The organism is Streptomyces sp. YIM 130001 (assembly GCF_003574445.1).
Lineage (GTDB): Bacteria > Actinomycetota > Actinomycetes > Streptomycetales > Streptomycetaceae > Streptomyces.
This window is the reverse complement of record NZ_KZ984548.1, coordinates 380,201-394,346: the sequence shown is the minus strand read 5'-3', so window position 1 is coordinate 394,346 and position 14,146 is coordinate 380,201. Positions and strand designations below refer to the sequence as shown.

Sequence of the window (14,146 nt, the reverse complement as noted above, 5' to 3'; positions counted from 1 at the left end):
GCATCGACGGTCCGCGTGCCACCGCCGAACCCGACCACCCCTCCGCGAAGCCCTTCGCAAGGGTGTCCGCAGGGCGTTGTCACCGCGAGGCACGGCGCTCACCCGGACGTACGCGCCCGCCGGGCCGCCGCCGCACGCAGGATGCGCCGGCCTTCGGCCGAGATCCCGACCGTGCGGCGCAGTCCGTTGCCGGCGCCCTCTGGGTCCGCGAGCACCTCCAGGATGCGTCCCTGGCGCCGCAGTTCCCCCGCGAGCAGCGGACCCACCCCCACCGGCTCCGCCCCTCGGCGCAACTCCTCGGGCGGTACGTCGCCATCGGCCAGGTCCAGGCAACGGTGCACGAGCACCGCGGTCGACGAACAGCCGTCGGCCCACTCGCGCAGCCCCGCTCCCGTACGGTCCTGCGGGGCTGTGGCCCACGCCGACCGCACCAGTTCCACCGCCATCGTCAACGTCCCGTCACCACCGCCCGCAGTCGGCCGCGCAGTACTCCGAACCCCCGAAACCCCCAGCTCCGCACGGAGTTTGGCGAGCGGAACAGACCAGTCAGCACCAGCGTCCAGCGCCGCCCACAACGGCCGCAACGTGTCGTCCCGCCCACCCAGCAACGGCAGACAACGGTCGAGGCAGGCAAGCCCGCTCGCCGCCAACGCGCCCTCATCCGCGCAGGCGATCATCTCCACCAGGCTCACCGGGCCTCCCCACCCCCACGTCGAACATCCCTGTGCGTCTTACTGCGCCTCTCGTGGCCGAAATGTCACTACACCGACGGCCGATTCGCGGTGCACTCCCGGCCTGAACCCCTCCGGGCGAACCCGGCGTCACCCCGGCTGCACCCGTCCGAAAACCACTTCGAGCCACCTCACCGAGTCCTCTACGCTGGCGCGGTGACGACGCGGCTGATCATCCTCAACGGCGGTTCCAGCTCCGGCAAGACGGGCATCGTGCGATGCCTGCAGGACGTACTCCCGGACCCCTGGCTGGCGTTCGGCGCCGACTCCTTCGTCGAGTCCATGCCGGCACGGATGCGGGCATCCGACACGGGAATCGAGGTGGGGGCGGACGGCACGGTCAGCGTCGGCGAGGAGTTCCGCGTCCTCGAAGCGGCCTGGCGCACGGGCATCGTGGCGATGGTCCGCGCCGGTGCCCGAGTCGTCATCGACGAGATCTTCCTCGGCGGCGGCGCATCGCAGCAGCGGTGGCAGCAGGTGCTCGGCGACCTGAACGCGCTGTGGGTCGGCGTCCACTGCGACGCCCAGGTGGCCGCGGGCCGCGAGATCGCCCGCGGCAACCGCGCCCGAGGAATGGCCGAACTACAGGCGCAGTCCGTCCACTTGAACGTGACCTACGACCTCGAACTCGACACCACCCACACCGAACCCCTCACCTCCGCCCACACCATCGCCAACCACCTGCATTAGCCTCGGGCACCACTCCCGCCGCTCGCCTCCCACACCCTCACGCCCGGGCCCAGCTGCTCACCCACGGGCACTCTCGACACACCGACCCGCCCGACACCGCCACCCACGTCCAGGGGCCGGACCACCGAACCCCTGGACCCACGACAGCGAGGACACCGCCAGCTCGCACACCGGCCCCGCCGGCGCCACCACCCGCTTCGTCTATGTCGACTTCGACCAACTCGCCACCCGCCTCCCAGGCCCTGAACCCGCCCGCTGCACGGGACTTGACCTTGTACGCGGGCCCGATAGCGTGCTGCAGCCTGTCGTTGCGTAGGGCGGCGACCCCACCGTCGCGCGGGCCTCGGTCGCGGAGTTTCGTCGGGTCGTTCCTCTGTGCGCTCATGCTGTAGGTACACCGCTCACGGCCGATCGGTTCCCGATCCGTGCTCACCCGTCCCGACCGGCTCCAGCTCCCCCGCCCAGCCACCGAACTTGGCGGCCGCCCGGACCACCTCGTCCGGCAACACCGCCAAGTGCGAGCCCCGCCGGCGACCTGCTCACTCATATATCCACCGCCGGCCGCGAATTGGCTGAGGTGGCCTTCGCCCCCGACCCGCCTGACACAAGACCACCCGCGTACGTGCTCAAGAGATGTCCCGGGAGGTGACCGCCGGCGCGGAGACCACAGGAGCCGGGGGTGAGCAGTCGCAGGGGCAGTCGCAGGGCAGTCGCAGGGGTACGGCATGAGCTCGCTCACCCTGCTACCCCCGGGGAGTCGAGCAGCCCCGCCAGAGTGGTGTAGGAGCGGTCCCAGGTCCATTCCGTCCGGACCCAGTGGCGGCCCTTCTCGCCCATCTCGCGGGCGAGTTCGGGGTTGCGGAGGAGCCTGATCAGGCGGTCCGCCGTCGCCGCCACCGAGTGACCGTCGACGACATGGCCGGTCTCCCCGTCGCGTACCGCGTCGGGGGCGCCGCCCGAGTCGCCTGCCAGGACGGGGAGTCCGGACGCGGCGGCTTCCAGGTAGACGATGCCCAGGCCCTCCACCTCCAGGCCGCGTCGGCGCGTGCGGCAGGGCATGGCGAAGGCGTCGGCGGCGGCGTAGAAGGAGGGGAGGGCGTGGTGGGGGTGGCCGCCTGCGAAGACGACCGAGTCCACGACTCGTTCAGCCAGGGCGAGTTGGTGCAGGTCGGCGGCGTACGGGCCGTCGCCGACCAGGAGGAGCATGACGTCGGGGACCGCCCTGCGGATCCAGGGCAGCGCCCTGATCAGCGTGTCCTGGCCCTTGCGCGGGACCAGCCTGGCCGCGCACAGGATCACCGGGCGGCGGCCCAGGCCGAAGCGGGCGCGCACCGGGCCGCCGTCCAGGCAGGGACGGAAGGTCGTGGTGTCCACGCCTGGGGCCAGACGGGCGGTGCGGGTCCCGGGAGCGAGCGCCGCCTCGATCGGCCGGCGGGTGCTCGCACCCAGCCAGGTGAGGGCATCGGCCTGCGTGCCGATGCGGCGCAGCAGCGACCTGGCCCCGGGGGTGCGGGACCACCACACCTCGTGGCCGTGCGTGGTGACGACGGCGGTACGGATGTCCGTTGTCCGCCGCAGCGGGCCCGCCATCAGGCCGAGCGGCGCCGCCGCGCCGAACCACACCCGGTCACAGCCGTACCGGCGGGCCACGGACGCGGCGTGCGCGGTGGCCCGGGGCGAGGGCAGGAGGGTTCGTGCGCGGTGCCGGATCACCGGGTGCGGAAAGGCCTCGTCGGGTGCCGGCTCCGCCGTGGCCGGGTTCACCGCCGAGGTGAAGACGACCACCTCGCCGGGCGGGAAACGGCCGGCCAGTTCACGGACGAACGTCTCGATGCCGCCCTGCCGGGGCGGGAAGTCATTGGTGACGATCAGCGTGCGAGAGCGGGAGTTGTTCGTCATGCGAGGGCCTTGTCCCTGGAGGGGGCGGGAAGGGTGACGGTGGTGCTGCCGCGCTTCGGCGTCCGGAACAACGGCACCCCGAGCACCAGCGGATAGACGAGGTAGCCGAAGCGAGTCGCGGGCATCAGGGCCATCGCCAGGCCCAGGCCGAGCGCGAGCCGGGCCGCCGCCGCCCGTGCCGTCCCCGGTGGCCGCACCACCAGTGACACCGCGATCAGCAGCGCGCTCACCGCGAGGAGCGCGAGCGCGATCACCTTGCCGCCGGGGACGTACGTCGCGAACAGATGGCCGGGCAGCGGGCTCCCGGCCGGCGAGAGGGTGTCGGCGAGGCCGAGCGGGAAGGCGACGACGCTCCGGTAGAAACCGCAAGGGTTGGCGAGGGCGAAGGGCAGCACCGCCGCCGTCACCGTGGGCAGCGCCACGGCCGTGTACCGCAGCGCGGGCCGCCGGCCCCGGCGTACCGCGATCAGCGCCAGCGCGACGGGGAGCGCGGGCCACGCTGTCCACTTGAGCGCGGCGGCGGCGCCGAGCACCAGCCCCGCCCGGCCGGGGCGTTCCTGTCCGGCGAGTACGAGGCCGAGGCACATCAGACCGACCACCGGCAGGTCGATCCCGCCGACGGCGAGGGGCAGCGCCACCACAGGGCAGGCGAGCAGCCGGGCCCGGTGCATTCCGGCCGCCGCGAGGGCCGCCGCGAAAGCGCCGCCCAGCCACAGGCGCGCATCGCCGGGCAGCACGCCGAAGAGCGCCATCCCGGGCAGATAGGGGTTGAAGTCGGCGACGGCCGAAGGGTCGGCGGCGTACGGACTGCCGGTCGTGAGCAGCAGCTGCCCCGACCGCTCGACGACCGTGACCTCCAACTGCCCGAGCCCCGCCGTGACCAGCAGGACGAGCGGCGCCACGACGGCCCCCGCCACCAGGACCACCCGGACGGCCGGGCGTGAGCGCGCACCGCACGCCAGGACCGCCGCGGCCGCGTAGCCCGCTCCCGCCACCACCCCCCACACCCGGTGCGGTGGCAGATCCGAGGCCAGGGCGAGCCCCAGAGCGAAGGCCGCGCATCCGGCCCACGTGTACGGCTCGTACCGCTCGAGCCGCGCGTGCCGGATGTGGCGCAGGTAGCGTTCAAGACTCTTCGTCATGTCCGACGACGGTAGAAATCCGCTGCTCGGAGCACGTCAGTCGAGACTCCGGACCTGGTAGTCAACCCGTGGCATGACATGCGGGCTCAAGGTCAACCCGTGCGACGACGCGCGCACCCGCGCCGGCACGGACGATGGACGCATGAGTACGTCCCTTCAACAACGGCTCCGCGCCTGGATCGCCGCACCCGCCTACCCCTGGGTCACCGGCGGTGCCCTGACCGTCGGTGCCGTGGCGGAGTTGATCGCCTTTCCCGGATCCGTGACGACCACGACCGGGGTCCTCGTCTCGTCCGCCTCGCTCATGTGGCTGCGGGCGTTCCCGCCTGTCGCCGTGCTCACCCTCGCCGCGGGACTGCTCGGGTTCGCCGGGGACGTCAACCTGTACCTCTCGATCATGGCGAGCGGGCTGATCGGCTGCTACGCCCTGGGCCGCCACCGGGTGACGCACCCCGCAGTCACCGTCGCGGGCGGCGCACTCGGGGCCCTCTGCGTGAACCTGGTGCACATCAACACCTGGTCGCGGATGGACCTGCCGGTGCCCGTGCTGTGGGAGACGCGCTCGCTGAGCCTGTTCGCCGAGTCGTTCCTGCTGGCCGTGGTCATCTTCGGAGCCGTGATGATGGGTGACGCGGTACGTTCCCGGGAGGAGACCCGCAAGGAACGAAGCCTGGCCCAGGCGCAGTTGATCTCGATGGAGCGGCAGCAGGCCGCCGAGGCCGAGCGTGCTGCCATCGCCCGTGAGCTGCACGACATCGTCTCGCACTCGGTGTCGATGATCGCGGTGCAGGCCGAGAGCGCCACGTACACCACCCCCGGACTCACCCCCCGGGCCCGCGACGGCTTCCAGCAGATCGCCGGCACGGCCCGCTCCTCGATGGCCGAACTGCGCCGCCTCCTCGGTGTCCTGCGCACCCCCCAGGGCCAGGAGGAGCCGGCCCTCACCGCACCACAGCCGACCCTCGACCATCTCGCCGAACTGGTCGAGCAGCACCGGGCGGTGGGCGGCGAGGCCGAGCTGAGGGTCTCCGGGGAGCGGGTGCCGCTGCCCGCCGCGTGGGAGCTGTCCGCCTACCGGATCGCCCAGGAGGCGCTGACCAACGCACGCAAGCACGCGCCCGGCGCCCGTACCGTGGTGGAGATCGACTACGGCGCAGACCGGCTGCTCACGCTGCGCATCCACGACGACGGCTCAGGCTCCGCTCCAGGCTCCGGCGCCGGCCACGGCCTGACCGGGATGCGGGAACGGGCTGCCCTGGTCGGGGGCCGACTCAGCGCAGGCTCGGGCCCGGACGGCGGATTCCTGGTGGAGGCCGAGCTTCCGTGGGGGACCGGGTGATCGGCACGGAGAAGGAGTTCGATGTGATCCGGGCACTGGTCGCCGACGATCAGGCTGTCGTCCGCACCGGCTTCGTGAACCTCCTCAACACGCAGGAGGACATCGAGGTGGTCGGCGAGGCCGAGGACGGTGCACAGGCGGTGCACGTCGCCGCCGAGACGAGGCCCGATCTCGCGCTCCTCGACATCCGGATGCCGCACAAGAACGGCATCGAGGCGGCCCGCGAGATTCTGGCCGGGTCAGGGGGCGCGACGAAGGTCCTGATGCTGACGACCTTCGGCCACGACGAGTACGTGTACGACGCGCTCGCGGCCGGTGCGGGCGGCTTTCTCCTCAAGGACGCGACCTTTCCCGAACTGCTGCACGCGGTACGGGTGGTGGCGACCGGGAACGCGCTGCTCTCGCCCGAGATCACCAAGCGGGTGATCGGCGAGTTCGTGCATGCGCGGGCATCGCGGCTGCCGGTTCACTCCGTGGGTGAGCTCACGGCGCGTGAGGCCGAGGTCCTCACGCTGATCGCTCGGGGACTGTCCAACGCGGAGATCGCGAGCGAGCTCACGATCACGGATCACACCGTGAAGACCCATATCAACCGGCTGTTCGCCAAGTTGGAGCTGCGGGACCGGGCGCAGGCCGTGATCGTGGCGTACGAGTTGGGGCTGGTGCAGGTGAGAGGCGGGACCGGCTGAGGGCTTGTGCCGACCGTCCCGCACGGCCCCCACGTGCGCCTGGCCCAACCGCCCCGCACAGCCCCCACGTGCGCCTGGCCCGACCGTCCCGCACAGCCCTCACATGCGCCTGGCCCGACCGGACTTGCCCACCCGTCACCACGAGGCCGAGCCCCGGTGCGGGTACGTCACCACCACCTGGACCTCGCCCTGGTACCCGACCTCCCCGGATCCGGGCAGGTCACCCGGGCGCGGGGGACGTCGTGGGCGGCCAAAAAATGCCGAGGTGGCCCGGGAGCCGGTCCCCGGAGGTGGGTGGCCGTGGGCTTGGACCAGGCCGCCGCGCCCGGATCGACCGCGGGGTCGTGCACGGCCCGGTCCGCCGTGGACGGGCCCGGGTGAGCCGCGTCGTAGCAGCGGTTGCCGGCACGGCGGAAGGTCTCCTGCCGGTCCGTGAGGGGGCCCTGCCCGCCGAGCCGGTTCGCCGGGCCGAAGACCCCGATGAGACGGCCCCGTTCGTCGGGGTTGCGCGGACTGCCGCCGTACCTACGCGAAACGGCCCCGCACGCTCACTGCGCAGGGACCCCGAGCCGGTCCAGGAAACGGAAGAAGAGGAGTTCCGCCGAGGGCTCCGCGGGGGAGGTCAGGACGGCGGTGAGGCGGGTGGGGTCGCAGGTGAGGCCGGCCTCGGCGGACCAGCCCGCCGCCCGCTCCGCGGCGTCCGCGGCCGGCAGGAAGAGGTCGTCGGGTTCCTTGCCGTCGGCCGAGAGGTAGTCGGCCATCGCCTCACGGTCCAGGCAGGCATTCCATGCGCCGCTCCCGGGGCCCGCAGCCTCCACGGCCACGCATTCGCTGTCCATCACGAACCCGAAGAGAGCGGGCGCACCCGTCTCCTGGGCGAGCTTGCTCATCGAGCCGACGTCGGGGACCGTCGCCTCCCAGATCTGCCAGCCGCCCGCCCGCTGCTCGTGCAGCGCGATGCCGTCCCGTACGGCGCTCAGCGCGTCCAGTTCCGCCAGCGGCCGCTCGCTGCGGCCCACCACGTAGTACCCCCAGAAGCCCATGCTGCTCCCCCTTGCTCACATGCTCACGTACGCGTGCGCAGCGGCGCACCCGCGCAGGGGTGGCCGAGGCACGACGGCTCCAGGACGACCGTCGGATGCGGCCTCCGACTCAGAATCCAACACACCCGCACGGAAGTTCGCCACCCAAAGTCCACATACGACTAGGACGGTTCTGCGCGGACGGGGGCGCGCACGGGGCGCGTCCCCGGGTCCGGCGACGGGTCGGCGACGGGTTCCGGTTCACCCCAGGTCGCGGGCCAGCTTGCTGAAGTCGGCCCAGGAAAGGGCCGGTTGGCGGGAGTCCCAGACCTTCTGGGACATGGCCTGCAGCGGCGTCCGGATCCCGTCGGCGATCTGATCCTGCGTCTGGGAGTTGGACAGGTCACACCAGACCGCGAACCGCGCTCCGAGGATCTGGCCGTCGTACTTCGCGTCGACGGGCTTCGTGCCGCGCACCACCCGCGGGGTCCAGTCGCGGTAGATGCGTTCGCCGGTGGGGTACGTGAAGTCGTTCGGCTGGCCGAGGACGTAGTACAGGTACTCGTCGTTGAGATTGACCAGGTCGCGGCCCGCGCTCAGGTACTCGGTGGGCTCGCGGGCGCCGATCTCCTTGCCGGTCCAGTACTCGACCTCGATGTCCTTGGCGGCCTGTTCGGTGCCGCCGCGGTAGAAGCCGTCGTTCCACGCCTTGAGCCCCCGTTCGTGGGACCGCATCAGGTCGGCGCGGTCGTTGAGCCAGCCGGTGGCGAGGTCCTGGACGCCTGCGTCCGGTCCGTACTTCTCGCGGGCGGCCTGGGCGAGGGCGGGATAGGACGTGCCGGGGTTACTGGCCATCATCGCCTGGTACTCGTCGGAGCCGAGGTGCCAGTAGGCGCCGGGGAACAGCTCCGTGTACTCCTCGAGGAGCTCGTCGACGATCTTCGCCGAGTCGGGGTTGGCGATGTCGATGGCGCCGCGTGCGGGCACGCCCGAGGCGTTCTTCAGCTGCAGATCGGGGTGGGCCTTGATGACCGCGCCGAGGTGGCCGGGCGAGTCGATCTCGGGAATGACCGTGATGTGCAGCTGCTGCGCGAGCTTGACGATGCGGCCGACCTCGGCCTTCGTGAGGTGCGGCTGCGAGACGATCTCGGGGTGCGAGGACGACTCGATACGGAACGCCTGGTCGTCGGAGAAGTGCAGGCCGAGCTGGTTGTACTTGAGGTCGGCGAGCTCACGTACCCGCTCCTCGATCCAGCCGGCCGTGAAGTGCTTGCGCGCGATGTCGAGCATGAACCCGCGCTGCGGCTTCGCCGGCTGGTCCCGTACGACGCCCTCGGGCGCGGTGCCGTCGCCCTTGACGATCTGCTTCAGGGTGCGGGTGCCGTAGAAGACGCCGGCCTGTGCGCTGCCGGATATCTGCACGCGGCCGTCGCGGACGGCCATCTCGTACGCCTCCGCGCCGGACTTGGCGTCGCTGCCGGACTTCCTGACGTCGAGGACGACGTCGCCGGAGCGGGCCTTCGCGCCCTCGGCGTACTTGAGTTTCAGCTCGCCCGCCAGGAGGCGGCCTTCGTCGGCCAGGGCGTCGGCGTCGTCGTCGGAGACGACCACCCGGCCCTCGGGGCCCGGTTTCCAGCCGGGGCCGCGGGCGGCCTCGTGCTCGCGGACCGCCGGGATGGTGCGCGGCGCCTTGGAGACCGGGTAACTCTTCGTCGGTGTCGGCGCCGAACGGGCGCTCGCGCTGCCCGTGCCGCTCGTACCGCCCGTGCTGCCGCCGCTCGGCCAGAGGATCACCGTGAGCAGGGCGGCCACCAGGACCGCGACCCCGGCGCCGATCAAGAGCTGGGTGCGCTTGCCGGCGCCGCCCCTCGCATGTGCGCGCGTCATCGTGCCGCCCTCCGCGTCGTCGCCACGGCCTGCCGGGGCACTGCGGTCCCGTCGTCAGGACGGCCCCACGGTTTCTGACGGCGACAGGGCCGAACGGGGGACGACCCCGGCCACGACCGCCCGGATATGGACCGCGATGACGGCTGTACGTCTGTGCGTTTCACCCCTGCAACCTCCCACGGGAGCCGTTCCCCCACCGAGCCGAGGACCTGCGACGTCCACTGCCCGTATCGAAACTCTCCCGTCCGGGTGAAATTCGCGCATCCTTCAGACGACTCTCATCACCCGTGGATAGCGTGTGCCACTTCTCCCGCACATCACCTCCCGCCGCCCGAAGGTCTGCCGCTCCCACCGGCCGACATCCCGGGCCGCCCACCAGGAGCGCACGCTGCCGACGTCCCACGCACCCCGTCCGCCGCACCGCTACGACCCCGAGTCCGTACCGGCGCAGGCACACGGCGCGCGCCTCGAAGGGGATCGAGGCGCCGCCGACCCGGCCGCGCACCGGACCGCGGGGGACGCCGGCACGGGGGGCCGCAGCAGCCGCGTACCGCCCGGTGTCGCCGCCTTCAACGACCGCTCCGCCACCGACGCCGAGCGCACCCTGCTCACCTGCTGCGCCAGCCGCAGCTGGTCCGGACGCATCGTCGCCCACCGGCCGTACCCGGACCTGGACGCGCTGCTCGCCGCCTCCGACGAGGCCTGCTACGACCTGCCGGCCGACGAGCTCGCGCGGGCACTCGCCGCCGAACCGCCCGCCGCGCCCGAGGAGGCCGAGGTACCGCGCGCCGCACTCACCGCCCTGACGGCCGCTCATGTCGCCTACGAGAGCCGCTTCGGCCACCCGTTCGTGATCAGCCTGGACGGCTACGGCCGCGCCGAACGCCTGGACCAGATCCTCTCGGGCCTGCGCACCCGCCTCGGCAACGACCCGGACGACGAACGCGCGACGGCCGCCGAGGAGCTGCGCCGGCTCGCCAGGTCCCGCATCGCCCACCTCGTCGGAGCCGGAACCGAAGCCGGCGCCCAGGCCGCGCGCGACGTCACCCGGACGGACCACGACGCCCCGCGGACACCCGATTCGGGACGCTCCGCGAGCCCCTCCGATAGGCCGTACGTGCCTGTTTGATCACACCCGAGGACCCCGGGCGGGCGAACCGACAACTCGTCGATACGATGTCGAGCGGCCGGTGGACCGTACCCGGCCGGGTACGACCGACATCACTGCGAATTCCTCGTAGCCACGAGGAGAAGATGACGGCCTGCTCCCATCCCCGCTCCCGGAGGGTTCTTCCGTGCCGGCTGGAACGCTGTACCGCGGCCGGGAAGGAATGTGGTCATGGGTGGCTCACCGAGTCACCGGCGTCCTCATCTTCTTCTTCCTGTTCGTACACGTCCTCGACACCGCTCTCGTACGCGTCTCCCCCGAGGCGTACGACGAGGTCGTGGCCACCTACAAGACGCCGATCGTGGCGCTGCTCGAATACGGCCTCGTCGCGGCCATCCTCTTCCACGCGCTCAACGGCCTGCGTGTCATCGCCGTCGACTTCTGGTCGAAGGGCCCGCGCTACCAGAAGCAGTTGCTCTGGACCGTCATGGGTGTCTGGTTCGTCCTGATGGTGGGTGCCCTTTACCCGGTGCTCGGCCACGCCGTACGCGATCTCTTCGGGAGCTGAGGCCGACATGTCTACGCAACAGACCGAGTCGGCCAAGTCCGGATCCGTGGAGGTGGACGACGTGACCCTCTACGACGTCGACCACCCCGCGCCCGTCATCGAGCCGCCGCGCAAGCGCACCAAGAAGACCCCGAAGTCGACTCGAGGCAACTTCGAACTCGCCGCATGGCTGTTCATGCGCCTGTCCGGAGTCGTGCTCGTCGTCCTGGTCATCGGCCACCTGCTGATCCAGCTGGTGCTCGACGGCGGCGTCTCCAAGATCGGCTTCGCCTTCGTGGCCGGCCGCTGGGCCTCGCCGTTCTGGCAGACCTGGGACCTCGTCATGCTGTGGCTCGCGATGCTGCACGGCGCCAACGGCCTTCGTACGGTCATCAATGACTACGCGGAGCGGCCGAACACCCGCCTGTGGCTGAAGGGCCTGCTGTACACCGCCACGGTGTTCACCATCCTGCTGGGCACGCTGGTGATCTTCACCTTCGACCCGAACATCCGCTAGGCGCTTGGATACCAGGGACCGAGGTAACCACTCATGAAGATCCACAAGTACGACACCGTCATCGTCGGCGCAGGCGGCGCCGGCATGCGCGCGGCCATCGAGTCGACCAAGCGCAGCCGTACCGCCGTGCTGACCAAGCTCTACCCCACCCGCTCCCACACGGGCGCCGCGCAGGGCGGTATGGCCGCCGCGCTCGCCAACGTGGAGGAGGACAACTGGGAGTGGCACACCTTCGACACGATCAAGGGCGGTGACTACCTGGTCGACCAGGACGCCGCCGAGATCCTCGCGAAGGAGGCCATCGACGCGGTCCTCGACCTCGAGAAGATGGGCCTGCCGTTCAACCGCACCCCGGACGGCACCATCGACCAGCGCCGCTTCGGCGGCCACTCCCGCTCGCACGGCGAGGCCCCGGTCCGCCGGGCCTGCTACGCGGCGGACCGCACCGGCCACATGATCCTCCAGACGCTGTACCAGAACTGCGTGAAGGAGGGCGTGGAGTTCTTCAACGAGTTCTACGTACTCGACCAGCTCCTCGTCGAGGTGGACGGCGTCAAGAAGTCCGCCGGCGTCGTCGCGTTCGAGCTGGCGACCGGTGAGATCCACATCTTCCAGGCGAAGTCCGTGATCTACGCGTCCGGCGGCACGGGCAAGTTCTTCAAGGTCACGTCGAACGCGCACACCCTCACCGGCGACGGCCAGGCGGCCTGCTTCCGGCGTGGACTGCCGCTCGAGGACATGGAGTTCTTCCAGTTCCACCCGACCGGCATCTGGCGGATGGGCATCCTGCTCACGGAGGGCGCCCGCGGTGAGGGCGGCATCCTGCGCAACAAGGACGGCGAGCGCTTCATGGAGAAGTACGCGCCCGTCATGAAGGACCTCGCCTCGCGTGACGTCGTCTCCCGGGCGATCTACACCGAGATCCGCGAGGGCCGCGGCTGCGGTCCCGAGGGCGACCACGTCTACCTCGACCTGACCCACCTGCCGCCGGAGCAGCTGGACGCGAAGCTCCCGGACATCACCGAGTTCGCGCGGACGTACCTCGGCATCGAGCCCTACACGGACCCGATCCCGATCCAGCCGACCGCGCACTACGCCATGGGCGGCATCCCCACCAACGTCGAGGGCGAGGTCCTCGCCGACAACGACACGGTGGTGCCCGGCCTGTACGCGGCGGGCGAGGTCGCCTGCGTCTCGGTGCACGGCGCGAACCGGCTCGGCACCAACTCGCTCCTGGACATCAACGTGTTCGGCCGCCGTTCCGGCATCGCCGCCGCCGAGTACTCGGCCAAGCACGACTTCGTCGAACTGCCGGACAACCCGGCCGCGTTCGTCGAGAACCAGGTCGAGATGCTGCGCGACTCCACCGGCACCGAGCGGGTCGTGGAGATCCGCAAGGAGCTGCAGGAGACCATGGACGCGAACGTCATGGTGTTCCGTACCGAGCAGACGATCAAGACGGCGGTCGAGAAGATCGCCGAGCTGCGCAAGCGGTTCAAGAACGTGTCCGTCCAGGACAAGGGCAAGCGGTTCAACACCGATCTCCTGGAGGCCATCGAGCTGGGCAACCTGCTCGACCTGGCCGAGGTGATGGCGACCTCCGCGCTCGCCCGCAAGGAGTCCCGCGGTGGCCACTACCGCGAGGACTTCCCCAACCGTGACGACGTCAACTTCATGCGCCACACCATGGCGTACCGCGAGGTCGGCGACGACGGCGCGGAGTCCATCCGTCTGGACTACAAGCCGGTTGTCACGACCCGCTACCAGCCGATGGAGCGTAAGTACTGATGGCTACTCCCGTACTGGACAAGGTCGAGGCAGACTCGGCCGCCTCCCCCTACATCACCGCGACCTTCCGGATCCGCCGGTTCAACCCGGAGATCTCGGACGCGGCGGTCTGGGAGGACTTCACGGTCGAGATCGACCCGAAGGAGCGCGTCCTCGACGCGCTGCACAAGATCAAGTGGGAGCTGGACGGGACGCTGACGTTCCGGCGTTCCTGCGCGCACGGGATCTGCGGTTCCGACGCGATGCGCATCAACGGCCGCAACCGGCTGGCGTGCAAGACGCTGATCAAGGACCTCAGCCCGGAGAAGCCCATCACGGTCGAGCCCATCAAGGGCCTGACGGTCCTCAAGGACCTGATCGTGGACATGGAGCCGTTCTTCCAGGCCTACCGTGACGTGATGCCGTTCCTGGTCACCGAGGGGAACGAGCCGACGCGTGAGCGTCTGCAGTCCGCCGAGGACCGTGAGCGCTTCGACGACACCACCAAGTGCATCCTGTGCGCCGCGTGCACGTCCTCGTGCCCGGTGTTCTGGAACGACGGGCAGTACTTCGGCCCGGCGGCGATCGTCAACGCGCACCGCTTCATCTTCGACTCGCGTGACGAGGCCGGCGAGCAGCGCCTCGAGATCCTGAACGACAAGGACGGCGTGTGGCGCTGCCGCACGACGTTCAACTGCACGGACGCGTGCCCGCGCGGCATCGAGGTCACCAAGGCCATCGCCGAGGTGAAGAAGGCGCTGATCACGCGGCGGTACTAGGGCGTGTGCGGTGCGGGCCGGCAACGGTC

At 70.8% G+C, this 14,146-nt stretch carries 13 protein-coding genes; 8 read left to right on the top strand and 5 right to left on the bottom strand.

The genetic code is table 11. The features are described 5' to 3' along the window. Window positions 1-98 precede the first annotated feature (98 nt). Window positions 99-452, bottom strand: coding sequence for a hypothetical protein (locus DSC45_RS36885; protein WP_346426639.1), 354 nt, complete (start codon window positions 450-452; stop codon window positions 99-101). A gap of 435 nt (window positions 453-887) precedes the next feature. On the opposite strand from DSC45_RS36885, the gene cpt reads away from it, so the two are divergent. Further along, complete coding sequence (cpt, locus tag DSC45_RS01855) at window positions 888-1,421, top strand: chloramphenicol phosphotransferase CPT (protein WP_119286363.1); 534 nt, start codon at window positions 888-890, stop codon at window positions 1,419-1,421. 735 nt (window positions 1,422-2,156) lie between these two features. On the opposite strand, the gene DSC45_RS01850 is transcribed toward cpt, so the two are convergent. Further along, window positions 2,157-3,320, bottom strand: a complete 1,164-nt coding sequence (locus DSC45_RS01850) for a glycosyltransferase family 4 protein (RefSeq protein ID WP_119286361.1) — start codon at window positions 3,318-3,320, stop codon at window positions 2,157-2,159. After that, complete coding sequence (locus DSC45_RS01845; protein ID WP_119286360.1) at window positions 3,317-4,462, bottom strand: glycosyltransferase 87 family protein; 1,146 nt, start codon at window positions 4,460-4,462, stop codon at window positions 3,317-3,319. Before DSC45_RS01845 ends, DSC45_RS01850 begins: the two co-directional genes overlap by 4 nt. Before the next feature lie 142 nt (window positions 4,463-4,604). On the opposite strand from DSC45_RS01845, the gene DSC45_RS01840 reads away from it, so the two are divergent. Together DSC45_RS01840 and DSC45_RS01835 are read left to right on the top strand one after the other, a co-directional pair. Then, window positions 4,605-5,801 carry a sensor histidine kinase gene (locus DSC45_RS01840; protein ID WP_119286820.1) on the top strand — a complete coding sequence of 399 codons (1,197 nt, stop codon included), beginning with the start codon at window positions 4,605-4,607 and terminating at the stop codon, window positions 5,799-5,801. Then, window positions 5,786-6,490 (top strand): response regulator, encoded by a 705-nt coding sequence (locus DSC45_RS01835; RefSeq protein WP_240434323.1) that lies wholly within the window; start codon window positions 5,786-5,788, stop codon window positions 6,488-6,490. Before DSC45_RS01840 ends, DSC45_RS01835 begins: the two co-directional genes overlap by 16 nt. A gap of 548 nt (window positions 6,491-7,038) precedes the next feature. On the opposite strand, the gene DSC45_RS01825 is transcribed toward DSC45_RS01835, so the two are convergent. Continuing rightward, window positions 7,039-7,533, bottom strand: a complete 495-nt coding sequence (locus DSC45_RS01825) for a hypothetical protein (RefSeq protein WP_119286358.1) — start codon at window positions 7,531-7,533, stop codon at window positions 7,039-7,041. A 240-nt stretch (window positions 7,534-7,773) separates the two neighbouring features. After that, the gene (locus DSC45_RS01820) at window positions 7,774-9,399 is read right to left on the bottom strand and encodes a beta-N-acetylhexosaminidase (protein ID WP_119286356.1); all 1,626 of its coding nucleotides are present in this window, start codon (window positions 9,397-9,399) and stop codon (window positions 7,774-7,776) included. A 298-nt stretch (window positions 9,400-9,697) separates the two neighbouring features. Here DSC45_RS01820 and DSC45_RS01815 point away from each other — a divergent pair, with 298 nt between their 5' ends. The 5 genes from DSC45_RS01815 (at window position 9,698) to DSC45_RS01795 (ending at window position 14,117) form a co-directional block, all read left to right on the top strand. Further along, window positions 9,698-10,528: a 2-oxo-4-hydroxy-4-carboxy-5-ureidoimidazoline decarboxylase gene (locus DSC45_RS01815; protein ID WP_346426638.1), complete on the top strand. Its 831-nt coding sequence runs from the start codon at window positions 9,698-9,700 to the stop codon at window positions 10,526-10,528. A gap of 166 nt (window positions 10,529-10,694) precedes the next feature. Further along, the gene (gene sdhC / locus DSC45_RS01810; RefSeq protein WP_119286354.1) at window positions 10,695-11,075 is read left to right on the top strand and encodes a succinate dehydrogenase, cytochrome b556 subunit; all 381 of its coding nucleotides are present in this window, start codon (window positions 10,695-10,697) and stop codon (window positions 11,073-11,075) included. Window positions 11,076-11,082: 7 nt separating this feature from the next. Beyond that, complete coding sequence (locus DSC45_RS01805; protein WP_119286352.1) at window positions 11,083-11,571, top strand: succinate dehydrogenase hydrophobic membrane anchor subunit; 489 nt, start codon at window positions 11,083-11,085, stop codon at window positions 11,569-11,571. 33 nt (window positions 11,572-11,604) lie between these two features. Next, window positions 11,605-13,359, top strand: coding sequence for a succinate dehydrogenase flavoprotein subunit (gene sdhA, locus DSC45_RS01800; protein WP_119286350.1), 1,755 nt, complete (start codon window positions 11,605-11,607; stop codon window positions 13,357-13,359). Beyond that, a complete protein-coding gene (locus tag DSC45_RS01795) occupies window positions 13,359-14,117 on the top strand; it encodes a succinate dehydrogenase iron-sulfur subunit (RefSeq protein ID WP_119286348.1) in 759 nt (252 codons plus the stop codon). The genes sdhA and DSC45_RS01795 overlap by 1 nt, the downstream gene beginning before the upstream one ends. The last annotated feature ends 29 nt before the right edge of the window (window positions 14,118-14,146 follow it).